The organism is Puia sp. P3, assembly GCF_050632245.1.
Lineage (GTDB): Bacteria > Bacteroidota > Bacteroidia > Chitinophagales > Chitinophagaceae > Puia.
On the sequence record NZ_CP192583.1, the window covers coordinates 7,234,595 to 7,257,475 of the forward strand.

The 22,881-nt window shown below is 52.2% G+C and carries 24 protein-coding genes, 2 tRNA genes and 1 pseudogene; 18 read left to right on the plus strand and 9 right to left on the minus strand.

All coding sequences use genetic code 11. From position 1 onward, the window contains the following. The first annotated feature begins 7 nt into the window (after positions 1-7). Positions 8-535, plus strand: coding sequence for a hypothetical protein (locus ACQ86N_RS45720; RefSeq protein ID WP_431212876.1), 528 nt, complete (start codon positions 8-10; stop codon positions 533-535). 31 nt (positions 536-566) lie between these two features. Here the strand turns inward: ACQ86N_RS45720 and ACQ86N_RS45725 are convergent, their stop codons facing one another. Together ACQ86N_RS45725 and ACQ86N_RS45730 are read right to left on the minus strand one after the other, a co-directional pair. Further along, entirely contained in the window at positions 567-1,097 is a 531-nt protein-coding gene (locus tag ACQ86N_RS45725; protein WP_431212877.1) for a winged helix-turn-helix domain-containing protein, read from the minus strand. Next, positions 1,094-1,462, minus strand: a complete 369-nt coding sequence (locus tag ACQ86N_RS45730) for a hypothetical protein (protein WP_431212878.1) — start codon at positions 1,460-1,462, stop codon at positions 1,094-1,096. Before ACQ86N_RS45730 ends, ACQ86N_RS45725 begins: the two co-directional genes overlap by 4 nt. Before the next feature lie 157 nt (positions 1,463-1,619). Here ACQ86N_RS45730 and ACQ86N_RS45735 point away from each other — a divergent pair. From ACQ86N_RS45735 to ACQ86N_RS45745, 3 genes and pseudogenes are all read left to right on the plus strand, one after another. Beyond that, a pseudogene (locus ACQ86N_RS45735) lies at positions 1,620-1,730 on the plus strand (hypothetical protein); the annotation flags it as partial. A gap of 408 nt (positions 1,731-2,138) precedes the next feature. Continuing rightward, a complete protein-coding gene (locus ACQ86N_RS45740) occupies positions 2,139-2,600 on the plus strand; it encodes a WD40/YVTN/BNR-like repeat-containing protein (RefSeq protein WP_431218050.1) in 462 nt (153 codons plus the stop codon). Positions 2,601-2,945: 345 nt separating this feature from the next. Continuing rightward, positions 2,946-3,119, plus strand: coding sequence for a hypothetical protein (locus ACQ86N_RS45745; protein ID WP_431212879.1), 174 nt, complete (start codon positions 2,946-2,948; stop codon positions 3,117-3,119). Positions 3,120-3,208: 89 nt separating this feature from the next. Here the strand turns inward: ACQ86N_RS45745 and ACQ86N_RS45750 are convergent. The 4 genes from ACQ86N_RS45750 to ACQ86N_RS45765 all read right to left on the minus strand — a co-directional run bounded on the left by ACQ86N_RS45750 (position 3,209) and on the right by ACQ86N_RS45765 (position 5,725). Beyond that, positions 3,209-3,282 (minus strand) — tRNA-Asn (locus tag ACQ86N_RS45750). 316 nt (positions 3,283-3,598) lie between these two features. After that, entirely contained in the window at positions 3,599-3,826 is a 228-nt protein-coding gene (locus ACQ86N_RS45755) for a Rieske (2Fe-2S) protein (RefSeq protein WP_431212880.1), read from the minus strand. After that, positions 3,826-5,016, minus strand: a complete 1,191-nt coding sequence (gene hflX, locus ACQ86N_RS45760) for a GTPase HflX (protein ID WP_431212881.1) — start codon at positions 5,014-5,016, stop codon at positions 3,826-3,828. The genes ACQ86N_RS45755 and hflX overlap by 1 nt, the downstream gene beginning before the upstream one ends. 103 nt (positions 5,017-5,119) lie before the next feature. After that, complete coding sequence (locus tag ACQ86N_RS45765; RefSeq protein WP_431212882.1) at positions 5,120-5,725, minus strand: outer membrane beta-barrel protein; 606 nt, start codon at positions 5,723-5,725, stop codon at positions 5,120-5,122. 408 nt (positions 5,726-6,133) lie between these two features. On the opposite strand from ACQ86N_RS45765, the gene ACQ86N_RS45770 reads away from it, so the two are divergent. The 4 genes from ACQ86N_RS45770 to ACQ86N_RS45785 are packed head-to-tail and all read left to right on the plus strand — an operon-like array spanning position 6,134 to position 12,175. Then, positions 6,134-6,742, plus strand: coding sequence for a carboxypeptidase-like regulatory domain-containing protein (locus tag ACQ86N_RS45770; protein ID WP_431212883.1), 609 nt, complete (start codon positions 6,134-6,136; stop codon positions 6,740-6,742). Continuing rightward, positions 6,682-9,219 carry a SusC/RagA family TonB-linked outer membrane protein gene (locus ACQ86N_RS45775; RefSeq protein WP_431217873.1) on the plus strand — a complete coding sequence of 846 codons (2,538 nt, stop codon included), beginning with the start codon at positions 6,682-6,684 and terminating at the stop codon, positions 9,217-9,219. The genes ACQ86N_RS45770 and ACQ86N_RS45775 overlap by 61 nt, the downstream gene beginning before the upstream one ends. Positions 9,220-9,231: 12 nt before the next feature. After that, positions 9,232-10,758, plus strand: coding sequence for a RagB/SusD family nutrient uptake outer membrane protein (locus ACQ86N_RS45780; protein WP_431212884.1), 1,527 nt, complete (start codon positions 9,232-9,234; stop codon positions 10,756-10,758). A 58-nt stretch (positions 10,759-10,816) separates the two neighbouring features. Further along, positions 10,817-12,175: an FAD-binding protein gene (locus ACQ86N_RS45785; RefSeq protein WP_431212885.1), complete on the plus strand. Its 1,359-nt coding sequence runs from the start codon at positions 10,817-10,819 to the stop codon at positions 12,173-12,175. 49 nt (positions 12,176-12,224) lie between these two features. Here the strand turns inward: ACQ86N_RS45785 and ACQ86N_RS45790 are convergent, their stop codons facing one another. Together ACQ86N_RS45790 and ACQ86N_RS45795 are read right to left on the minus strand one after the other, a co-directional pair. Continuing rightward, positions 12,225-12,746: a Crp/Fnr family transcriptional regulator gene (locus ACQ86N_RS45790; RefSeq protein ID WP_431212886.1), complete on the minus strand. Its 522-nt coding sequence runs from the start codon at positions 12,744-12,746 to the stop codon at positions 12,225-12,227. A 175-nt stretch (positions 12,747-12,921) separates the two neighbouring features. Further along, the gene (locus ACQ86N_RS45795; protein WP_431212887.1) at positions 12,922-13,848 is read right to left on the minus strand and encodes an endonuclease III domain-containing protein; all 927 of its coding nucleotides are present in this window, start codon (positions 13,846-13,848) and stop codon (positions 12,922-12,924) included. Positions 13,849-14,100: 252 nt separating this feature from the next. On the opposite strand from ACQ86N_RS45795, the gene ACQ86N_RS45800 reads away from it, so the two are divergent. From ACQ86N_RS45800 to ACQ86N_RS45820, 5 genes are all read left to right on the plus strand, one after another. After that, positions 14,101-14,874 (plus strand): murein L,D-transpeptidase catalytic domain family protein, encoded by a 774-nt coding sequence (locus ACQ86N_RS45800; protein WP_431212888.1) that lies wholly within the window; start codon positions 14,101-14,103, stop codon positions 14,872-14,874. A gap of 136 nt (positions 14,875-15,010) precedes the next feature. Next, positions 15,011-15,223, plus strand: a complete 213-nt coding sequence (locus ACQ86N_RS45805; protein ID WP_431212889.1) for a hypothetical protein — start codon at positions 15,011-15,013, stop codon at positions 15,221-15,223. 89 nt (positions 15,224-15,312) lie between these two features. Continuing rightward, entirely contained in the window at positions 15,313-15,957 is a 645-nt protein-coding gene (locus ACQ86N_RS45810; RefSeq protein ID WP_431212890.1) for a Crp/Fnr family transcriptional regulator, read from the plus strand. Between the two features lie 106 nt (positions 15,958-16,063). Next, on the plus strand, positions 16,064-16,720 hold the full coding sequence (locus ACQ86N_RS45815; protein ID WP_431212891.1) for a peroxiredoxin: 657 nt from the start codon (positions 16,064-16,066) through the stop codon (positions 16,718-16,720). Between the two features lie 64 nt (positions 16,721-16,784). Continuing rightward, entirely contained in the window at positions 16,785-17,573 is a 789-nt protein-coding gene (locus tag ACQ86N_RS45820; RefSeq protein ID WP_431212892.1) for an SDR family NAD(P)-dependent oxidoreductase, read from the plus strand. Positions 17,574-17,652: 79 nt separating this feature from the next. Here ACQ86N_RS45820 and ACQ86N_RS45825 read toward each other — a convergent pair. Then, positions 17,653-17,727: transfer RNA gene (locus ACQ86N_RS45825), tRNA-Ile, on the minus strand. A gap of 259 nt (positions 17,728-17,986) precedes the next feature. Here ACQ86N_RS45825 and ACQ86N_RS45830 point away from each other — a divergent pair. From ACQ86N_RS45830 to ACQ86N_RS45850, 5 genes are all read left to right on the plus strand, one after another. Continuing rightward, positions 17,987-18,667 (plus strand): RNA polymerase sigma-70 factor, encoded by a 681-nt coding sequence (locus ACQ86N_RS45830; RefSeq protein WP_431212893.1) that lies wholly within the window; start codon positions 17,987-17,989, stop codon positions 18,665-18,667. Positions 18,668-18,769: 102 nt separating this feature from the next. Beyond that, entirely contained in the window at positions 18,770-19,981 is a 1,212-nt protein-coding gene (locus ACQ86N_RS45835; RefSeq protein ID WP_431212894.1) for a FecR family protein, read from the plus strand. Between the two features lie 206 nt (positions 19,982-20,187). Next, on the plus strand, positions 20,188-20,847 hold the full coding sequence (locus ACQ86N_RS45840; RefSeq protein WP_431212895.1) for a carboxypeptidase-like regulatory domain-containing protein: 660 nt from the start codon (positions 20,188-20,190) through the stop codon (positions 20,845-20,847). A 154-nt stretch (positions 20,848-21,001) separates the two neighbouring features. Further along, on the plus strand, positions 21,002-21,637 hold the full coding sequence (locus tag ACQ86N_RS45845; protein ID WP_431212896.1) for a hypothetical protein: 636 nt from the start codon (positions 21,002-21,004) through the stop codon (positions 21,635-21,637). A 38-nt stretch (positions 21,638-21,675) separates the two neighbouring features. Next, complete coding sequence (locus ACQ86N_RS45850; RefSeq protein WP_431212897.1) at positions 21,676-22,833, plus strand: hypothetical protein; 1,158 nt, start codon at positions 21,676-21,678, stop codon at positions 22,831-22,833. Positions 22,834-22,881 lie beyond the last annotated feature (48 nt).

A 22,881-nucleotide genomic window follows, 5' to 3' on the forward strand; every position in this document is an offset into this window, starting at 1 on the left:
AATATTTATGAAACGCTTTTCCAATTTCGGACCGGTCATTATCATCGTCTCTATCTTCTCCATCGTCGCGATCCTGTTCGCCGCCTGCACCAGCCAGCAACGCAACGATCGGATGCTGCAGGCCCGCCTCGACAGCCTGGACCAACGCCTTCGCCACTCCTATACCCCCGGCTTTGGCGAACTGATGCTAAATATTCAGATCCATCATTCCAAACTCTGGTTTGCCGGCACAAACGACAACTGGGAGCTGGCCGCCTACGACGAAAGCCTTATTCGAAGCGCCTTCCGCAAGATCCATGCCTATCATCCCGATGATCCCAACACGGCGGCGCTGCCGATGATCGACGGCCCCATGGACAGCGTCACTGCCGCCATCAGCCTTAAGAGTCCCCCGGCGTTCCGGCGGAGTTTCGTTCTGCTGACTTCTACCTGCAATAATTGTCACGCGGTGACCAAACATCCGTTCAACATCATTACAATCCCACGGGTTGAACCCATCGGGAATCAGGTGTTTTCACTTAAACAAACGAATTAATCGTGGAGTCCCCATCCCCGCACAAACCGGCTTACACAATCATTTTATACCCTTTACCATGCACATTTACAATCTTAACAGAAGGATCAGCGCTTAGTCTCTTCCGGAGTTTGGATATCAAAACGTCCACATTGCGGGTGATCACAACAACACCGTCGTCCTCCCAGAGTTCTTTCATCAGCAGGTCCCTTCCGACTACCTCGTTCTGGTTTGACACAAGTATGCTTAATGCTTTCCCTTCTTTATCGGAAAGTTCGATGGTTTCGTTATTAAGGCTAAGAACTCCTTTTGATTCGAAGAATACAAAATTCCCCAGCTTTTTATGATCGGTGATAGCCGGAAGGGATTCGGTTTCACCTAATTGCGATTCGTCGACCTTTTCCTCTATAGGTTCCCGCGACTCTGGAACTCTGCTCCGTTTGCGAGCGAAATAGAGCGCTGCAAAAACTACCGGGATAAATGCAGGCAGAAGCCAGCCGTAGTTGAATGATTTTTTTGCGGGAAAGGAGATCTCAATTACGTAGCAACCTTTTTTCAGTTCGCGCCCCCGGCAGGGTTTCAAATCCCCCTGGCTGTATTTACTTCATAGGCATAAATGGTCTGGTTTTGATTGCAGTCATTTACGCTAACCGTATAATCCTCCGGCCTGTCCGTTTTTGCCAGTTGCTGATGCACTATGCTCATTAACGTATCGGGAGTGAATTCAAAACTGTTCTCAAAGGCAATCCGGTAGGTGTTTTCATTGACAGTTATAACCGGCAATACCCGGGACGTCGAATCGTTGGAATGAAGCAATACCTCATGCCCGATAGTACGAAGCACAATTTCCAGGTGCTTATCAGGGCGCTCATTGCCATTTTTTATAAAGGCCATGGCAACGATGATCACGGATACTGAAAGCGCCGCGAAAAGGGAATATTGCTTCATATGGATAAAGTTAAGCGTGGACCACTAATGTAAATCATGATTTACATTGTTTTACAAACGATTTACGCATCCTTTACATCTTTTTACCGCTAATAATCTTCCTGGTAGTTGACGCCGGGTATCTTTACTTTATTGCTTCACCAATATATTTTTTACCATGAAAATTTATATTCTTGCTTTTTTACTCCTTTTCGGGGTTTTCTCATTTTCTCTTCTCCGGGATGACCAGATCGTTTTTAGGTCTACAGATGGCGGACAGACCTGGCAGGACATCGGCAAAGGACTGCCCGAAAACTTGCGGGGAGATAGTATCCAGGGAAGAGACCTCTTTTCAAATGACAAAGGGCTGTTTTTGAAGGTTAGAAACGAACTCTATCACAGTACACCAAATGCCACGGTTCCTTTTTGGACCAAAGAGATTCTCCCCAACGAATATATCAGTATCGCACCCCGTGGGCCCAGGATATCTGCCTACGATTGGAGTGTAAAATTAGAAAAAACAAACGGGACGAGTGTCTGGTCACCGATATTCGAAAATTTTCAGGATCCACGAATACGCGGCGTTTTTGAGACTGCCGGAGGTGCAATTTTCATCGGCAACGACAGAGGCCTTTTCAAAACTGCTAACGATGGAAAAACCTGGGAGCATGTCCAGGCCGGAGGCTTGGTAGGACATTTGGCGGAGTCGAACGGCGTACTGGTGGCGGCCACTATGAAAGGGATAATAAGGTCGACCGACAACGGTGAAAACTGGGCGTTGGTGGACAGTGAGGGCATTGTGGCATACGATGTAAAACAGATCAAAGGCGGATTCGCTGCTATTACCTCCAGTTCGGCGTCGAATACCAGGAGGCTAAGGACATCCTACGACGGCGGTAAGACCTGGCAGCCCATCGATGCCGGCCTTGAGGACGACGTATGGCGGACCTGGAATGATCGCCCTGCCGTGCAGGCCTACATGACCATAATTATGCATGTTGGTGAGAATTTCTATTGTTCTCATCCTGACGGCATTTTCCGATCATCAGACAAGGGAAGAACGTGGAAATTATTACTTCCTTCTGTGCAAAAAAAGGCCTTCAGATTATTTGTTTCGGGCAATGTGATCTATGCCATACGCAGCAAGGGTGGATGCTGAAAACTCCAGGTCCCGGATTTCGACGCCTTTTTTTAATATATCATTATGACTAAACACAGAAGTGCGTTTACCCTGATTTTTTTGTCTCTATTCTTTTGTCTCCAAACAAATATCCTGCTTGGACAAAAGAATACCACCTATTCTAAAGAAGTACATATGGTTGGGCAGATAGTGCGGAAAAACGGCCGGTTACAATAAATACACTATTCCAGGCGCGCTCAATAAGTAAATTATTGAACGGATAACTCCGCGGCACCAGGAGTATTTATTATCAAAAAGGGGAATGAAAAATATTTCAACCATGATGGTTCGGATGAAGGCTTTGTTGCTTCATACTACGACAGCATGGAAAATGGGAATGGCGTAGTAGTAATGGCAAATACCGACGATGGAAGCCTGTTGCGCGAAATAGCCAATTCCCTGGCTTCTGTTTATAACTGGAAAGATTTTTATACTCCGAAAATTAAAGAGGTTGTTACCGTGACATCGATGATAATGGGTATAAAATGCAAGCCGTGAAAATGGAATAGCTAGCCACCGCCCGTGTCTTGCGAGTCCATCGTTATATAAAACAAAAACCTGGCAGTAATGCCAGGTTTTAAAGTTTGCTCCCCCTGCTGGACTTGAACCAGCGACCCTCTGATTAACAGTCAGATGCTCTAACCAACTGAGCTAAGGAGGATTATATCCCAAAATGGGTTGCAAAGATATGGGAAAATCCGTTTTAAAAGACCGGGAAATCAAAAAAATCCAGGGAAATTTTCGGACATCTGGGAGGTAACGTGAACCGCTCCCGGAGTCAGCGGCGGACGTGGGAGAACCCCGCGGACAGCGCTTTGGCGGTGAAAGGCGAGCCGCCGGGCCCTAAAACCACTTACTAAAAAACCCACCCCCTTCTTCCACTCCAAAATAGACGCCATCGGGCCGGACCTCGACCGGATAGGTCTTCAGCCGATAACCCTCCCCATTTACATCCCTTCCATCTTTCATATTGAACTTCAGGTGGTGTACCGGGCAAACGACCTGACACCCCCCGAAACATACGCGTCCAGCATCGGCGCGCCGGCATGGGGGCAGACATGCGCAAGGCCGAACCACTCGTCATTAGCACGCGCAATGCAAAGTTTTTTCCCCTCGACCTCGACCTCGGCGATGTCGCCGGGTGTCCACTGCAGATCCGTAGCCGCATCTGCGACCTTATGCCATTTGTACTTTTTGGAGCCCATTAAAAAAGGTATTCTGTTTTGTAAGGATAACGTACTTTATAGAGTTCTCTTACTTTTTCGAGGATGGTCCTGCGTAGTTCGTCGATATTACGGCGCTCAGTGGCGGAGACGAAGACGCAGTTGCCGTTGGTCTCGCGCTCCCAGCGCTCGCGGAGCTCGCTCATGATCTCCTGCCTCACCGGCTCTTCCAGCCAGGGGTCGAAGACCTGGGCCTCGTAGCGGTCGATCTTATTGAAAATAACCAGAATCGGCTTCTCGAACGCGTTTAGCTCCTGCAGGGTCTTGTTGACTACCCCCAGCTGCTCCTCATAGCGGGAATGCGAAACGTCGACCACATGCATCAGGATATCGGCCTCCCGCACCTCATCGAGGGTGCTCTTAAAACTTTCCACCAGGTGGTGGGGCAGCTTGCGGATGAATCCGACCGTGTCACTCAGCAGGAATGGCGTATTCTCGAACACGACCTTACGCGTCGTGGTGTCGAGGGTCGCGAAAAGTTTGTTCTCGGCAAAAACATCGCTTTTGCTCAGGAGGTTCATGATGGTCGACTTGCCAACGTTGGTATAGCCTACCAGCGCCACGCGGATGAACTCACCCCGGTCCTTGCGCTGGGTAAAGGCCTGCTTGTCAATTTCCAGCAGACGACGACGCAAAAGTGAGATCTTGTCCTTGACGATACGACGGTCCGTTTCGATTTCCGTTTCCCCCGGACCTCTGGTACCGATACCGCCCCCCAGACGCTCAAGGTGCTTCCACATACCGCGAAGACGGGGTAAAAGGTATTGATACTGAGCCAATTCTACCTGCAACTTGGCCTGCGCGGTCTTAGCCCGGCTGGCGAAGATATCCAGGATCAGGTCGGACCGGTCGATGGTCTTCGTATCGAGAATTTTTTCAATATTGGAGATCTGGGACCCCGAGAGCTCGTCGTCGAAGATGACGACCTGGACGTCCTTTAGCGTGATATATGTCTTGATCTCTTCCAGCTTGCCCTTTCCCACAAAGGTTTTGCTGTCCGGGTGCGCCAGCTTTTGGGTAAACCGTTTTAAGGTAATGGCTCCCGCAGTCTCGGCCAGAAAGGCCAGCTCGTCGAGGTATTCCTGTAGCTGTTCCTCCGTTTGGGTCTTATCTACCAGTCCAACCAATACCGCCCGCTCCGCCTTTTGTATACTATTTTTCTTATCTATCAATTTACAGCTATTAGGACAGCAAAGATAAGTCTTTGGCGGGGCCGCAATCCCAAAAAATCCGCCAGGCATTTACCCGGCGGACCACATATATAAAAATAATTTATTACAACCCGCTTAGCGTAATACCCATGGAGAAGGGGAAGACCGACGGACCTGCGCTGGTCTTGATCAGGCTCGTGGCCGAGAATTGACCAAAAAGGCCGATCACACCCTTGCTGATACGGGCCGTACCCGCCAGCCGCGGCGTATTAAAGAATTGCTTGGAGCTCTCCTTTTCGATATAGCTGGCGATCGTCTGGCCTACGCTGTTCTGTCTGTCCTTCGCCTTGGTATAGGCGCTGAGCATCAGGCCAATTTTGACACCGACCGCAAATTTCCAGGAGTTGTCCATATGCTCGGGATCCAGCGCAAACCGCAACTCGACCGGAGCCTCCAGATAGGTGGTAACCAGCTTGTATTTCTTCCAGTGGTCACTTCCGTCCTCAGATGGAAAGCCCAGCGTTCCGGCGCCAACGGCAGCCACCAATACTTCCTGATTGTGGAAAAAGATATTGCTGGACCCGATGCCAAGACCCGCGCCAATGCTAAGCCTGGGGTCGGTCTTGAACGGGAAGTCGAACATAAAATAGAAATTGGCGCTCCTGTTAAAACCCTGAATATGGACACTATCCGGAGCACCCGCCCAGTTGTCATAACCCAGCTGAAACATAAAATGATCCGCCGACCTTTTGCTCAGATTCCAAACCTTCTGCGGTTTGGGGGCAGGATTCTGGGCGGCGGCAGTCAGAAGTGTTTTATTAATGGCAGTGGAATCTTTTGAAGGAGCAGGTTCGTTCTTAGGGTGTTTGGAATGCTTTTTTTGAGCGAAAGCAGCAGTAGTGGCCAAAAAAACCAAAGCGGTAATGAAATACTTCTTCATAATTCACAAATGTATTCTCCTTCCGGTTAATAAAAGGTTAAAGAAACCCCTATTTTAAACAGCCCGCAAGATATTACTTTTTGTAATTCAACGAGAAAAATGCCACACCGATAAAGCCAAACCAAGCTAATAATTGGACAATCGGGCGGAATCACCCACCCCGAAATCTCGCGTACTTGCCAGCCTTAACAGCTGCATATGAAAATGAACCTTCCTAAGGGAATCCTTTTCCTCCTTCTCCTTACCATATACCAGGTGCTGCCCGCACAGACGACCCCCGTCAAAGGATCCGTCAAAAACGAAAAAGGCGAGGCACTCCCCGGCGCCACCATCACCGTAAAAGGCAAACCGACCAGCACGGCAACCGACCAGAACGGCGACTTCACGATCCAGGCTTTGCCGGGAGCCACGATCTCCATCTCTGCGGTGGGATATGCACCCTACGAACAAAAACTCAACGGACGTGCCCAGTTGAACATCGTCCTGCAACTAAAAGCAGCCGAGTTAAATGACGTCGTCGTCGTGGGATACGGCACGCAAAAGAAAGCCGACCTGACAGGAGCAGTTGTCGCGGTGACGGGCTCCGAATTGAACAAAAGGATCGCTACCGATCCCACCCAGCTGCTCCAGGGCAAACTCCCCGGCCTCTCCGTGACCCGGGGCACCGGCGAAGCGGGCAACGAAGCACTCACTCTCAGAGTAAGAGGCCTCGGTACCAACAGCAGCGCCGGCAGCAGCCCCTCGTCATCGTCGACGGCCTGCCCGGCAGCCTCTCGGCGCTGGACCCGCAGAACATCGAATCGGTAACACTCCTGAAGGACGCCGCCTCTGCCGCGATCTACGGAACACGCGCCGCCAACGGCGTGATCCTGGTCACAACGAAATCCGGCAGTTCGGGAAGGCTCCAGCTCAGCTACGACTACAATGTCGGCATCACCCGTCCGACGGCACTGCCCGACAACCTCATCTACAATTCCGCTCAGTATATGACCCTCTGGGACACGGCGGCTACTCACTCGGGTTATCCCAATAAGTTCAGCCAGGTGCAGATAGACCTTTACAGCAACCCCGGCCGGGATAAACACCTGTACCCGGACTACAACTGGCTGAAGGCACTGATGCGGACCGTCGTCGTCCAGAACCATCACCTCGGCTTTACGGGAGGAAAAAATGGCACAACCTATAATATTGGACTCGGATATGTCGACCAGCCCGATATCATGCTCGGCTTTTCGTATAAGAAATACAATGTCCAGCTGAACCTGAATTCGAAGGTCAACGACGTCGTCACCGTTGGGGCGAATATGACTCTTAACTACAGCAAACGTCTCTATGCATCGCGGGGAAGTCAGGATATGTTCCTTTCAGACCTGTCGCAGTCTCCCATGTACGGTCCAATTCTTCCGGATGGCAGCGGACGCTACGTCAATTCGGTGTTCCCCAGCGTGCAGACGCCCAACAAGAACCCTATCGCCATCGCGCAGAACGCGCTGGTCAACGACAACGACTATTATATGCAGAGCAGCTTCTACGTCAGCGTCCGTCCGCTGAAAGGACTGGAATGGCGGACGAGCGGCGGCTTCAACTTCGAGTTCGAGAAGATCTATGATTTCAAACCGGTGATCAACCAGTACAACTGGTTCGCAGGACCCAACGACCCGCCCGAACGCACGCTGGACGTCAACGGACAGGGCCTTGTGGTCACGGATAATAATACGATCTATCCTGTCGGTTACAGCCAGCTAACGTATACCCGCAGCCTGGGCGAACACAATTTCAAACTGCTTGGCGGTACGCAGGCCGAGTACAACAAGGTCCAGCAGATGGTCGGTACCCGCAATACTCCCTTCTCCAATAATATCACCCGCGAACTGAACGCCGGACCCGCAGGATCGCAGATAGCGACCGGGACAACGGCCGAATGGGCGCTCCGGTCATACTATGGCCGCTTCAACTATGACTATAAAGAGAGATATCTGCTCGAGGCCAATGCACGCTACGATGCGTCATCCAGATTCCCGCCTTCCAACCGATGGGGCCTCTTCCCTTCGGTATCCGCCGGCTGGGTACTGACAAAGGAAAGTTTTCTGGACAATGTTTCATGGCTGACCAATCTCAAACTTCGGGGTTCATGGGGCAAGCTGGGTAATCAAAATATCTCCAACTATCCCTATCAGGACCTGTATACGAGCGCCAACGCCTACAACACAGGCACCTTCTATGCCTATTCTTTCTCGGGCAACAGCCTGACTTCCGGGGTCGCTCGGAACAACCTCTCCGATCCGGATATAAAATGGGAAACGACGCGTATCATCGACTTTGGGACGGACATAACCCTCTTCAATAAACTAAATCTTACCGTCGACTGGTATAACAAACTGACCTATGACATCCTCTACAAGCCACAGATACCCGCCTATATCGGCCTTGGCTCTCCTACCATCAACAATGGCAAAATGAAAAACACCGGGGTGGAAGTGGCTGCACAATATGCGGACCACGCCGGCGAATTCAGCTATTCCGTGGGAGGCAACATACAGATCAACCGGAATACGCTTGTGAAATTCGGCGCTCCTCAGATAACCGCCAATAACACGATCAATATCGAGGGCTATCCGTTTGGCAGCTACTATATGTATCAGTTCACCGGGATCTTCCAGTCCACCGACGAGGTCAATAAATCTCCCTACCAGGTGTATAGTCCCCAGCCGGGATACATAAAGTTTAAGGACGTCGATGGCAACGATACCATCAATGCCAATGACCGGGTCATCGTGCCGGGGGTGTTCCCGAAGTTCGAGTATTCGTTTAATACCAGCGCTTCATGGAAGAATTTCGACATCGTCGTCTTTTTATATGGTTCTTACGGCCAGAAACAATATGCCAGCGGATGGGGTGTACAGCCTTTCAATCAGGGCTCGCCGCCAACCAAAGACTGGCTGAACGCCTGGACGCCGCAGAATCACAGTACGACAATGCCTTTGATCTATATCACCGGACAGGGTAACGCCAGCAGCAATATCGGAACGGCCTCCACCTATTATCTGAAAGACGCTTCCTTTCTGAGGATAAAGAATGTTCAGCTCGGGTATACGTTGCCAAAATCCGTTGTAAAACATCTGGCCATGAACAGTCTGCGAATCTATTTTGCCGGGGATAATCTCGTCACGTTCACAAAATTCAAGGGACTCGATCCCGAGCGGGCGCTCGGGAATGGCAATGTGCGCTTTGTTGTACATCCCCAGAACCGGGTCTTTTCATTTGGCGTAAAAGCCGTATTCTAAAACCTTACGATCATGAGATATCAAAACATCATAAAGGTCCTCCCTTTCCTGATTCTCGCAGGATGCAGCAAAGGCTTCCTCAATAAGAATCCCACCGACCAGCTGTCTTCGGCTAATTTCTGGAAGACACAGGCCGACGCCGATCAGGGCCTGGCGGCAGTATACAGCTATCTGATACAGGGCTACAACTACACCAGCTCAACCAACACCGGTCAGGGCTGGGGATCGGGTACCCCGTACTGGGAGACGCTGACCGACAACGCCTATAGCGGGGCCTTTGGTACGGTCGCCACCGGCGCCATCGAGCCTTCGACGGGCCTCATTCAGTCGGACGCTTATAACACGCCGTATAAGGCGATACAGGTCTGCAATGTCTTTTTGGCCAGTGTCGTGAACATTCCGATGGACGCGGCGACGATGAATAGGTATATTGGAGAGGTCCGCTTTATCCGGGGCTACTATTACTTCCTGCTCACCCAGCTGTACGGCGACGTCGTTCTGTCATTGCGGCCGCTGGGCAAGGACTCAGCCAGCTACCGGCTGCCAAGAACACCAAAAGCAGTTGTGATCGATTCCGTATTGAGCGACCTTAAATTCGCAGCGGCCAACCTGCCCAATACGGCCTATTCGGGGCATGTCGTGAGGGGTACCGCCCTGGGATATATCGCCAAAGTATATCTGACGCTGCAGGACTGGCAGGACGCCGCGGCAACGGCGAATACGATCATGACGGAGAACAAATTCAGCCTCTATACCGGCGGCTACCGCGGTCTATTCCTGAAACCCGGTCAGAACAGCAATCCCGAGATCATGTTCTCCGGCCGCTATCAGGTGCCGAATGCGTATAGCCCCGCCGACTATCTGTATACCTATAGCTCGAGCTTTCAGCCGCTGGGCTATCTCGTGAATGACTACGAATGTACGGACGGACTGCCGATCAGTTCCTCTCCCCTATATAGTTCAGGTTCTCCGTATAATAACAGGGACCCCCGTCTGCTGGCAACGATACTGACGCCGAATGTCCTGTATAAGGGAGGCATTCCCTTTGTACCGGCTGCCATCGGTGCGTCGGCGGGCTTCCTCAACAAGAAAGGAGTCGATTCCACCCGCGCTACCGTTATCGGCACACAGAGCGACCAGGACTGGGTATACCTGCGATATGCCGAGGTATTGCTCATGTACGCCGAGGCACAGAACGAGCAGGCCGGCCCCGACGCCAGCGTCTATAGCGCGGTCAACGCCGTACGCGGCCGCCCCGGAGTCGGTATGCCGCCCCTCCCTGCTGGTTTGAGTCAGGATTCGATGCGTACCCGCATCCGGCACGAACGGCGGATCGAACTCGCCCTCGAAGGCCAGCGCTATTTCGACCTGAAAAGGTGGAAGCTCGACAGGGTCGTCATGCCCACAGTAAAAGACCCCAGCGGCGCCCTCCGCACCTTCCCGCTGCGCGACACGCTGTGGCCCGTACCCCAGTCCGAGATCGACCTGAGCAAGACCTATAACAACGCAGCATTCCGGCAGACTCCAGGATACAATTGAGAATATGAGCAATGAGTAGTACTTTCACACTCGAATTAAGCTCAAATCAATTCGTATCATGGCATCGGCGCACAAAGAGAAACTGGCAGGCTGGGGGAATTATCCTGTAATAGAATCGCTTACGTTGAATCCACGCAGTGAGGAAGAGGCGAAGAACGAAGTGGGAGTGGGAGTGGGAGTGGACTCTATCGTGCCCAGGGGACTGGGTAGAAGCTATGGTGACCAGGCCGTCAACGACGGCAGATATGTGGCCATCTGCACAAAGCTTAACCATTTTTTAAAATTTGACCAGGAAGAAGGTATACTGGAATGTGAGGCAGGGGTCAACCTGGAAGAGATCATACAGGTGGTTGGTCCCAGGGGTTGGTTCCCGATGATCTGCCCGGGGACTAAATTCGTCACCATCGGAGGCGCGATCGCCAACGACATCCACGGGAAGGCGCACCATATCGACGGCTCCTTCGTCAATTGCGTGATCTCTTTTACCATTCTTCTTGCCGACGGCTCCATCGTCGAGGCGTCCCGCACGGAGAATAGCGACCTGTTCTGGGCCAATTTCGGCGGCCTGGGCCTGCTTGGCATCATACTCACGGCGAAGCTCAGGTTAAGAAAGATCCAGACGACCTATTTCCGGCAGAAAGCGGTGGCGATCAAAAACCTCGACCACATGCTGGAGGCGCTGGAGAAATACGACCACGAATTCAATTATTCCGTCGCGTGGATCAACGTCATGAAGAGGGGCAAACAACTGGGCAGCGGCGTCCTTTCGCTGGGCAACCCCGCAAATCTGGAAGACCTGCCGGCCAGGCTGAGGGCCAACCCGCTCCAGCTGCACTCGAACAGAAAACTGACGGTCCCCTTCTTCTTCCCCTCGTTTGCACTCAACAGCCTGTCTGTTCGGGTGTTGAACCGCGTTATAGCTTTTGTGCAGAATTCTCCGAAGAATTTTGTCCACTACGAAAAGTTCTTCTTCCCACTGGACGCCATCAACGACTGGAACAAAGGCTATGGCAAGAGAGGATTTATTCAGTACCAGTTCGTGATCCCCGAGACGGACGGAAAGCGCATACTTACCGAGATACTCGAGATGATCGCCGACAGCGGCTGCACGCCCTTCCTGAATGTCTTTAAGAGAATGGGCGACGGGCAGGGTATCCTGTCTTTCCCGTTCAAGGGCTACACGCTGGCGATCGACTTCCCCGTATCGAAGAAGCTGCTCGAGTTTACACCAAAGCTCGACGCAAAGGTCCTGGCCGCCGGTGGCAGACTTTATCTTGGCAAGGACGCGCTGCTGGAAGAAGGTATGTTCAAGGCGATGTATCCCCAATATAAAGAGTGGATTGCTATCAAGCAGAAATATGACCCGGCAAATAAATTCAGCTCGAACCTGTCCCGCCGGCTGGGGCTTCATTCCTGAGTCATCGGCGGGGACCCTGCCCGCGCCCTTCGGCCAGCGGGGGTTCCACCTACCGGGCCTCCAGCTTTAGTTTGAACTTCTTCCTCACCCGGCTGAGGGTCTCCAGTGTCATCCCCAGATAAGAAGCAATGTATTTCAATGGTATACGGTTGGCCAGCGAGGGATGCATCAGTAAAAAATGGCGGTATTTGTTCTCTGCCTTTGTCAGGCGGGCGATAAAGGCCCTTTTCTCCGCGTCTGCATAGTAGTGCTGGAGCATCTTTCGCGCTATCAGATTGAATTCCGGAAATTCCAGGTACAGCAGATCGAGGTCTTCATAGCTGAGGGCAAGCAGTTCGCTGTTCTCGAGCGCCTGGATATTCTCGATCGAAGGGGAGGGCTTGTCCAGGCTGAAAATCGAGGTCACCAGCTCGTTCTCGATCACGATCCAGGTGGTGATATCTTTCTGGCCTTCCCGTCTGAAACCGCGGACCGCCCCTTTTACTAAAAAATAGATATGATTACAATGGACTCCTTCCTTGAGGATCAGCTTTCTCTTTCTCGCCGAGACCGAAATCACTCGTTCGCGCAAAAACGTTTCTGCTTCCTGACTCAAAGGGTGTACATACCCGAGGACGTGCAATAGGGGGTAATGTCAACAACGGTCGATGACGGTTTACCTGATCCCGATGGTTCAGGTTTATTCATGGTTTAGGGGGCTTAGGTTACAGTGTAAAGTAAACATAAAAAACGACCCCAACAATTAATTACCTGGGATAGCTATAGTTATGCCTGCTTACCGTGGTTTTCCTGGCGGTCTTCTTTGCCGGAGCCTTCTTCACGGCTTTCTTTGGCTTTGGCGCCGGGCTCTTCTTTTTGGGTGCTTTCTTAGGCGGTGCTTTTTTTACCGGTGCGTTCCTGGCCGCCGCCTTCCCGCCTGGTTCCTTCCCGCCTGCCGCCTTCCCGTCCGGCGCCTTCGCCGCCGGACTCTTCTTCGCCGGTGTCTTCTTCGCGGGCCTTGCTCCGCCGGCGCCCCCCTCTTTCCCTCTCATTGCGATCACCCCCGCCAGCCCTACTCTGGCAAAAAATGCACAGACGCCGTTCATCAAACAGTCCTCGCACAGCGGCTTTGGTCTGCAGATCTCCCGCCCGAGGAAGGACATCGCCATCCCCGCGTCCCACTCGTCCCGCGGCAATGCCTTCATCATCTGCTCCTCTATCTTCTTAGGGTCCTCCTCATTCGTGATCCCCAGCCTTGGGGCCACCCGGATCACGTGGATATCCACGATTATCCCTTCCGGCGGCTTTCCCGCACCCCGCAGGATGACGCTGGCCGACTTCCGGCCGATACCGGGCAGCTTGACCAGCTCCTCCATACTTAGCGGTATCTTATCGTTGGATCCCAGCTGCCGGGCGATATCGGTCAGCCATTTTGCCTTATGGGCAAAGTTCCGGATGCCTTTAAAATATGGCCAAAGTCCTTCAGGGGAGGCCTGTGCGAGGCTCTCCAGATCGGGGAAGGTCGCAAACAGTTGGGGAGCTAGCTTATTGACCGCTTCGTCGGTGCTTTGCGCGGAGAGGACTACCATCACAAGTAGTTGATATACATTTTCGTAGTCAAGGGGGTGTTTCTTGTTTTTATACTTTTCCAGCAGCGGGCGGATGGCCTCTGCCCAGTTGATTCGGGTGGGCATAATTCAGTCTTTTAGGTATACTAAAGGTAGATAAAAACGCACTACCCGCTTTTTTCACCCCCTATTGCATAATCAAAATTCAGATATTATTTTTACCGTCCACGCAGGATCCAATCTCCGTAAAAAGCCCCACGTACCCAATCTTCCTTTCGAATTTCCTCCGCTAAATCTGATTAGCAGGGCCTACGGCCACAGCTAGTTCTATCTTCTTGAAAAGCCGGGTTTTAGATTAATTCCTAAAATGTACCCCGCATGAAAACTCTTGAAGGTTCACCCATCAGGCATGCCCTGATACTACTGTTCATCGCCGCATCTTCGCGCGCGTCTGCCCACACCAATTACACCGGCCACACGGCCAACTACACCGGCCACAGCCGCTCAGCCGCTCACGCCCACATGGTTCGGGCAGCCATCGAGCGCAACAAAGCCCTCCATACGGCCATCGGTATCTACGAGGAAATGCACCTCGAATCCGCCGGCCTCAATGAAGAAGCCTTCGAATACGCCTATATCGGCTACGACCGGCTTCGCAGAAGACACCGCCTGCAGAAGACGACCATCCTGTCGATCTGCGACTTCAGCCAGGCGTCCAGCGAGGAAAGATTGTACGTCATCGACGTATTCAATAAGAAACTGCTCTACCGCACCTATGTAGCCCACGGCATGAACTCCGGCAGGGCCTACGCCTGTTCCTTCTCCAACCGACGTAATTCCTATAAGAGCAGCCTCGGATTTTATGTCACCCGTCAGGCCTACTTCGGGGATAACGGCCTCTCCCTGCGGATCCAGGGCATGGACCGGGGTTTCAACGACATGGCGAGCCGGAGGAATATCGTCATCCATGGCGCGCCCTATGTCAGCACCCGTATCCTGAAAAAATATGGAGTGATGGGTACCACCTTCGGCTGCCCGGCGATACCCGACGAAATGAGTTCGAAGATCATTCCCGTCATCAAGCAGGGGACCTGTTTCTTTATCTATTATCCGTCGCAGCGGTATCTCGAGCGGTCGAGTGTGCTTAACTAGGCCAGGTGGCGGTCAGCCTCGGCGGAGGATTTGTAACATTTGTTACAGGCGCTTGTAACAACGGTTACCGTAACATTCGGATGCGATGTGCAATTTTGTGGTGTTATCAATATTATCCCAAACAAAACATAACATCATGAAAGCTTCTGCATCCCTCCGCTTGTTTTTTGCCTTTTTGAGCTGCATGCTTTGGGCCGGCATCTATCTCACGGGTTTTGCCACCGTCAGCTGGCTGCTCTATCTGCCCGCGGCTGTATCGCTGTTCGCGGCCGTTACGGGAATTTGCCCCAGCCTGATGCTGATCGACAAAATGGTTTCGGGCAAACAAAAGCAAGCCTCCGGAAAATAGACGAGCCCAAAAATACGCGATATCAAGCCCCGACACCACTGTCGGGGCTTTTTTGACAGTATAGAATAATATGGATAACTTGTATTTGTATGATAGCCCAACCCCTGGATTTCAGCAGTAAATTTTCGGAATTTTTTGAGCCGGCGCTGCTCGCGGAGCTCGTAGAAAAGTCGATGGTCATGGAAGTAAAGAGCGGAGACGTCATGCTCAATATCGGACAGACGATCAGGGCCGTTCCACTACTTGCCAGCGGCGCGATCAAGGTAAGCCGCATCAATGACGAAGGCCAGGAGTTATTGCTGTACTACGTCAAAGAAGGTGAAAGCTGCGCGATGACCTTCAACTGCTGTATGCTTGCACAGACAAGCGTCATCAAGGGAACCGCCGAAGAAGACAGCGTGCTGGTCTGTATCCCCGTGAATCTGATGGAACATTGGATGGTGAAATATCCGTCATGGAAGAAGTATGTGATGACGACCATGCTGTGCCGATTTACCGAGATGGTCAAATCCATCGACGAGGTGGCATTCAAGAAAATGGACGAAAGGCTGATCAACTACCTGAAGGAAAAATCGAAGATCAGCGGCTCATCGGTGCTTAACCTTACCCACCAGCAGATCGGCGACGAGCTCGGCACCAACCGGGTGGTGATTTCGAGGCTGCTGAAAAAATTAGAGAACGATAAGAAACTCATCATCTACAACAAGCAGATCAAGCTGCTCAAAGATTTGTAACATTTGTTACACTGGCTTGTAACCTGTGTTACCAGTTTGCCGGATCGCCGACCTGATATTTGTGCTGTTACATTCACTTATACCAAATCATTTAAATTAAAATGTTATGAGCCTAAGATTGAACAGCACAGCACCCGATTTCACCGCAGAAACGACCAAAGGCACCGTCCATTTCCATGACTGGATCGGTGACGGCTGGGTGGTGCTTTTTTCGCATCCAAAGGATTTCACGCCTGTTTGCACCACTGAATTGGGTTATATGGCCAGTATCCAGTCTGAGTTCGACAAGCGCAACTGTAAGATCATCGGGCTGAGCGTCGACCCTGTAGAGAGCCATGTACGCTGGGAGAAAGACATCGAGGAAACACAGGGCGCCGCCGTCAACTATCCCATGATCGGCGACCCTACTCTGGCCGTCGCAAAACTGTACGATATGCTTCCCGCCGACGAGCTTCCGACCTGTGAGGGTCGTACTCCGGCTTCCAATCAAACCGTCCGCTCCGTTTTTGTGATCGGACCCGACAAGAAGATCAAACTGCAGCTCGCCTATCCCATGACCACCGGACGCAACTTCAACGAGATCCTGCGCGTGCTGGACTCCCTTCAGCTGACGGCGGCCCAGAAAGTGGCGACGCCCGCCAACTGGAACAAAGGCGACGACGTGATCATTGTATCGGCCGTATCGGATGAGGAGGCGAAAGAAAAATACCCCCAGGGCTGGAAGACCCTCAAGCCGTACCTGCGCGTCGTTTCGCTGCAATAAACTTTTTTTGGAAAATGTCCGGAAAGGCTGGCCCCAATCGTCTTAGCATTCAAAAAGCAATTTTATGAATGAACTGAAAGACAAAGTAGCAGTTATCTATGGGGCAGGCGGCGCGATCGGCGGCGCCGTCGCACGTGCTTTCGCGCGTGAAGGGGCCAGACTTTTTCTTACCGGGCGCCGCCTGGCGCCTGTGGCAGCGGTTGCCAGTGATATCGTGTCTGCCGGAGGCGACGCAGAGGCGGCAGAAGTCGATGCCCTGGACGAGCAGGCGATAGACAAGCACCTGCAGTCTGTAGTGGCTAAGGCAGGCCGCATCGATATTTCGTTCAATGCGATGGGGAACTCGCCAACCCGTTATCTCGGTGCATCCCTGGTCGATATGGATCTTAAACAATTCTCCATGCCGATCGCGAGCTATACCACGTCCTACTTTCTGACGGCGCGTCTGGCGGCAAGACGCATGCTCCTGAACAAATCCGGTGTGATCATGACCGTTACCGCGCCTCCCGCGAGAATAGGCGTGCCCAACGGAGGGTATGGCGCGTCGCAGGCCGCCAAGGAAGCGCTTACCCGATACATGTCGAAAGAACTCGCGCCCTCGGGTATCCGAGTGGTCGGCCTGCAGGCGCACGGCATGCCGGAGACAGAGACAATAAAGGAGATCTTTGAAAGCAGAGCCGCGACGGGCATGACCTGGGAACAGTTCACGGGCTATCTCGCCGGCATGAACCATCCCAAACGCTTCCTGACACTCGAAGAGGTGGCTAATGCGGCGGCGTTTGTCGCTTCCGGCAAAGCAAGCAGTGTGATGGGATCGACCGTTAATTTGACGATGGGAGCACTCGACGACTAAAGTTGACGGCGTCGTCTCAAAACATGTCTCAAATAAAAAAGCACCCACAAAGTATGTCTTGTAAGTGCTTGAAATTCAGTGGACCCACCTGGGCTCGAACCAGGGGACCCTCTGATTATGAGTCAGATGCTCTAACCGGCTGAGCTATAGGTCCTGCCAAGATAAAATCCGGCTTCCGGCGATTGGAGTGCAAATGTAAAAAATTCGTGCCAAGGCAGAAAATATAAATGGACGCGGGAAAAAAATAACGGCGGCGGACGGTGCTGCACAGTTGTCCGCCGCAAAGCCCGCGAGAAAACCTGAAATGTCTTATAACTTCAATGCAGCTTTCCTTCGCGGTCAACTGTCCAAATCTATAAGTCGGTATTTTCTCTTACATTTACCGATAAATTGGTGAGATCATACGCTTTGCCATGACCGTCGATCGAATTCAATACCTCCAGTCACAGATCGCCCGACACGACGATCAGCACGCTTATAAAGAGTTGTACAAATCACTGTATCATTTCTTATATCCCTTCGCCAGAACTATCGTCAAGGAAAAGGAAACCGCCGAAGAAGTCGTCTCCGATGTATTTATTAAGGTGTGGGAGAAAAGGAAGCAACTCGAAAAGATCGAAAACCTCAAGGTCTATCTCTACGTCAGCACACGCAATATCGCCATCAACTACCTCGACCGTCAGCGGCGAAACGCCACTTTCTGTATCGACGACTATCAGGCCGAATTTACCAGCGTGTATTTCGACCCCGAACAGATGCTCATCACCGCCGACATGCTGGGCCTTATACAGAAAGCCATCGACCAGCTGCCCTCCAAATGCCGCCTCATCTTCAAGCTGGCCAAGGAAGACGGTCTCAAGTACAGGGAGATCGCCGAGATCCTCAATATCTCCGTCAAAACTGTTGAAAACCAACTTGCTATAGCCCTCCACAAGATCGGTAACACCGTCAGTTTCGACATCAAAAAAGCCAGCCTTCACCTACCAGCGGCCCCGCCGCACCACATTCGTAGGACACCGCGACCCGCAGGCGAAACCTCGCCACGCGCATTCGTAAGACCCGCGCGTGAAACCCACGTCCGCAAATATTCTTAAAAAAAGTTAACACCGCCTGGGGATTCTCCTCATTTTCCTGTCCTCTTCCTATTCTCACCAGAAGGAGCCAGAAAGGGCCCCATCGAGGAGCGAGCAAAACCAATGGGACAAGAACAACAAGAGCATACCTGGGACCTTATCGCCAAAAAGATCAGCGGCGAAGCAACGACCGATGAGCTGAAAGAACTCGAGGAGCTCCTCAGAGCCCACCCCGAGCTATTCTATCCGCTCACGACGATCGCCGATTTCTGGAAATCCACCAATCCCGGGAACCGCCGCCAGGCCGAAGAAGCCTCGCAGGCCTTCGACCGGCACCTCGAACGTATGAAAACACAGGGCGTCGGCCTGGAGCCCAGGGCGACCGGAACAACCACGGAAACCAGACTGACGGGTGCAACCGCGGCAATAGGGTCAACCGCCGAGACAACCACGACCGACCAGCCAGTCTGGGAGCCCGACGAAAGGCCCAAAAGCCGGTCGCGCCGCCTCCTGTTGATCACACCTCTGCTACTCCTGACGCTGATAACTGTCCTGCTCGTTTATCGTTCATCACACTCCCAGCCCCCGGCGCCGACACACGCCGGAGAAGGAGAAAAAGAATTCAGCGAGGTCGTTACGCACAACGGCTCCCGCACCAACTTACTGCTGCCCGACGGTACAAGGGTCTGGCTCAACGCCGGCAGCCGCCTCACCTATGAAAAAACGTATGGTGCACAGTCCCGCGAAGTCAGCCTCACCGGCGAAGCCCTCTTCGACGTGGCTCATAACGCCACCAGGCCATTTATCATACACGCCGCACACGTTGATATCAGGGTACTAGGCACTCGCTTCAACCTGAAATCCTACCCCTCCGACCGGACGACCGAGACGACCCTGCTGAAAGGAAGCATCGAAGTCTCGATCAAGGACCGCCCCAATGAAAAGATCATCCTTAAGCCCAATGAAAAGCTGGTCGTCGCCAACGACGACAGCACCCTCCACCGGCGAGATCCGGCAGTATACCAACCCCAGAGGACCGAGTCACTCGTCAATATCCGCAAGCCAGGCTATGATTCGATCACCGGTATCAACGTCGAGACCTCGTGGATCGAGGACCGGCTGATCTTCCAGGATGAGGCATTTGGCAACCTGTCAAAAGATATGGAACGTTGGTATGGCGTGAATATACACTTTACAAGACCAGAACTGGAAGACCTGCATTTTACCGGGAATTTTCAGAAGGAGACGATTCGGGAGGCGCTGGCAGCCCTTCAACTAACTGCACCCTTCACCTATACCATTCACGAAAACCAAATAACCATTTATGAGAAATAAATAAAATGTAAGAAAAATTCAAGGTATATAGGAAAAAAATGCGGGAAATGTTGGCGCATTCCCCGCAAGGCTATTTCGAAACATGGCGATGCATTGGCAGTATCTATCCAGGTTTCACATTTTTAATAACCCAAAGTTGAAAGTATGAAAAAAATTCTAACGATTGAGGGCTGCAGTCCTCATGCCGTAAAAAAGCTCTTTTGCTTATGAAACTAACCTCCTTGTTGATACTTGTGGCCACATTGCAGGTGTCAGCCCGTGTAAACGGTCAGGATAAGGTCTCACTCAAACTAAACCAGGTAGAAATTTCAAAAGCGCTCCATTCGATTGAAAAACAGGGCACTTACCGGTTTCTGTACAACAGCCGGCTAAATGCAGTGAACCAGAAAATAACCATCGATGTTGCCAACTCCGATATCAAGGACGTGCTCGGCAAGATCTTCGTCGGCACGGACCTTACCTTTAAGATGCTGGCCAATAACCTGATTGTTGTTGTCTCTTCCACCCTCAGCTTCCAGGACATCAAGGTCACCGGACATGTTACCGGCGACAATGGACAGCCCCTTTCCGGCGTCTCTGTGACGCTCAAGGGCAGCAGCCGCGGGACGACGACCGACAACAACGGCAGCTACGAGCTGACTGTACCAGAAAATGGAACACTTGTCATCTCCTATATAGGATTTACGAGCAAGGAAGTTCCCGTGAACAGCCAGTCCATCCTCGACGTCAAGCTCGCGGCTTCGAATACCGTTCTCGACCAGGTCGTGGTAGTAGGTTATGGCGTACAGCGCAAACTGGACGTTACGGGATCGGTGGCGCAGATAAAAGGCTCCGAAATCTCTAAACAGGCGTCGGTCAACCCCTGAGCGGGATTCAGGGTAAGGTCGCAGGCGTGCAGATCGTAAATACGGGCCAACTCGGGGTTTCTCCGTCAATCCATATCAGGGGCGTCGGCACCTATTCTTCCAAATCGGACCCCTTTATATAGTAGACGGCGTCTGGGTCAACGATATCAACTTTTTGAACTCGGCCGATATCGACAATATCAGTATCCTCAAGGATGCCAGCAGCGAAGCTATTTATGGTGTACGGGGCGCGAACGGCGTCGTGCTGATCACGACCAAAAAAGGCAAAGGCAGGACCTCCGTCAGCTATAATGGAAGCGTAGGATGGCAGGTCGCCAACCATATTCCCAAAATGGCCGACGCACACGAATACTCCATTCTTTTTAACGAGCTGACCCGCGCGACTGGAGGGTCGAATTTTCTGGACTCCACCCAGTTCGGTACAGGCACCAACTGGTTCAACAACTCACTCCGTAACGCCATTATCACCAATCATCAGATCTCGGTCAACGGAGGCAGCGAAAAGTCCACCTACAACCTTTCGCTGGGTTATCTCGACCAGCAGGGTATTCTCAAGACAAATAAATACCAGCGCTATACCGCCAATTTCTCGAACGACATCCAGATCTCCAGTCACGTAAAGACAGGCTACAATATCATCGGCACGTACAGCAAGTCGAACGACGTTCCCGTCGGTATCTGGCGCGACCTCTATACGGCTCCCCCGTCGTTCCCGTCCATTTCGCCGACGGCAGCTATGGTGACCCCGGCTATTACGGCCTCGGCCAGTCCGTCAACAATCCGCAGGTAGCGCTGGACTACAATAATTCCAGGACGCAGAACTACCATTTGAACGCCAACGGCTACATCGAGATCCGCTTCCTCGACCACTTCACCTTGCGCGGCAGCATAGGCGGACTCTACGAGCAGAACCAAAACAGGAATTTTACACCCGTATACAAGGCCACGTCGACGCAATCGAGCACACATAACACGCTTTCGACGATCGATTATTCGACCCGCAATTGGATCACCGAGAACACGCTGACCTACAGCAATACATTCGGCGATCACAGAATAACTGCGCTCGCCGGGATGACGGCCTATCGCAACTACTATGACGAGGTCCACTCGATCGCCCAGGACAGTTCGATCTCGTCTGATCCGAATACCCGGTATCTTGGCCTCGGCAACGGCAGCGTAGGCAGCGTATATGACAATACGCGCAGCAGCGACGGAATTCAGCTCTATCCCATTCTCGAACGCGTCTTCTCTTATTTTGGTCGCGTGACCTATTCGTACAAGGATCGCTACACCATCACCGGTACCCTTCGTTCGGACGCCAGCACCAAGTTCACCACCGCTTACGGCCGGGCAACCCTTCCCTCCGTTGGCGCAGCCTGGATCATTACCAACGAGAAATTTATGGATGGCCAGCACATATTCAACTCGCTCAAGCTGAAAGGCAGCTGGGGTCAGGTCGGCAACAGTGGGGTGCCTGCCTACGTTGCAACCCAGACTACTTTTACCGGTAACGGAGTGATCTGGAATAACTCCGGGACGATTAGCCCCGGCCAGAGTATCTCGACCGCAGTTCCACCCGCTCTCAACTGGGAAAAAGGAGAGGGAACAGATATCGGACTTGAGGCCACGATCCTTCATAGTCACCTCGACATCGAAGCCGATGTTTATAATAAGAACACGCTCAACTTCGTGTTTCCCCTGATCTTTGTCGGATCCAACGGCTACACCAACAGTCAGCTGCCCGTAAATATCGGCAGGCTCCGGAATCAGGGTTTCGAGCTGTCTCTGACCTGGCACGACAAGCCCAATAAAGACTTTAGCTACAGTGTCAGCGGCAATATCTCCTACAACCAGAACAAATTCACGAAGAATACCACTGGGTGGAAACCAAAAACTATACAACGGCGGCGGCGTTTCGACAGGGGGTCAGCTCGGCACCATAACGACTGTCGGCCAGCCGGTCGGGGAGTTCTATGGCTATAAGGTCATCGGCATTTTCCAGACCGCCGACGAAGTCACCAACTATAAAGA

Excerpts from the sequence above, each read along its gene's own strand:
- ACQ86N_RS45720 (WP_431212876.1), top strand. The coding sequence starts at position 8 with ATGAAACGCTTTTCCAATTTCGGACCGGTCATTATCATCGTCTCTATC.
- ACQ86N_RS45730 (WP_431212878.1), bottom strand. The coding sequence starts at position 1,462 with ATGAAGCAATATTCCCTTTTCGCGGCGCTTTCAGTATCCGTGATCATC.
- ACQ86N_RS45745 (WP_431212879.1), top strand. The coding sequence starts at position 2,946 with ATGGAAAATGGGAATGGCGTAGTAGTAATGGCAAATACCGACGATGGA.
- ACQ86N_RS45755 (WP_431212880.1), bottom strand. The coding sequence starts at position 3,826 with ATGGGCTCCAAAAAGTACAAATGGCATAAGGTCGCAGATGCGGCTACG.
- ACQ86N_RS45765 (WP_431212882.1), bottom strand. The coding sequence starts at position 5,725 with ATGTTTCAGCTGGGTTATGACAACTGGGCGGGTGCTCCGGATAGTGTC.
- ACQ86N_RS45770 (WP_431212883.1), top strand. The coding sequence starts at position 6,134 with ATGAAAATGAACCTTCCTAAGGGAATCCTTTTCCTCCTTCTCCTTACC.
- ACQ86N_RS45780 (WP_431212884.1), top strand. The coding sequence starts at position 9,232 with ATGAGATATCAAAACATCATAAAGGTCCTCCCTTTCCTGATTCTCGCA.
- ACQ86N_RS45785 (WP_431212885.1), top strand. The coding sequence starts at position 10,817 with ATGGCATCGGCGCACAAAGAGAAACTGGCAGGCTGGGGGAATTATCCT.
- ACQ86N_RS45795 (WP_431212887.1), bottom strand. The coding sequence starts at position 13,848 with ATGCCCACCCGAATCAACTGGGCAGAGGCCATCCGCCCGCTGCTGGAA.
- ACQ86N_RS45800 (WP_431212888.1), top strand. The coding sequence starts at position 14,101 with ATGAAAACTCTTGAAGGTTCACCCATCAGGCATGCCCTGATACTACTG.
- ACQ86N_RS45805 (WP_431212889.1), top strand. The coding sequence starts at position 15,011 with ATGAAAGCTTCTGCATCCCTCCGCTTGTTTTTTGCCTTTTTGAGCTGC.
- ACQ86N_RS45810 (WP_431212890.1), top strand. The coding sequence starts at position 15,313 with ATGATAGCCCAACCCCTGGATTTCAGCAGTAAATTTTCGGAATTTTTT.
- ACQ86N_RS45815 (WP_431212891.1), top strand. The coding sequence starts at position 16,064 with ATGAGCCTAAGATTGAACAGCACAGCACCCGATTTCACCGCAGAAACG.
- ACQ86N_RS45820 (WP_431212892.1), top strand. The coding sequence starts at position 16,785 with ATGAATGAACTGAAAGACAAAGTAGCAGTTATCTATGGGGCAGGCGGC.
- ACQ86N_RS45830 (WP_431212893.1), top strand. The coding sequence starts at position 17,987 with ATGACCGTCGATCGAATTCAATACCTCCAGTCACAGATCGCCCGACAC.
- ACQ86N_RS45835 (WP_431212894.1), top strand. The coding sequence starts at position 18,770 with ATGGGACAAGAACAACAAGAGCATACCTGGGACCTTATCGCCAAAAAG.
- ACQ86N_RS45840 (WP_431212895.1), top strand. The coding sequence starts at position 20,188 with ATGAAACTAACCTCCTTGTTGATACTTGTGGCCACATTGCAGGTGTCA.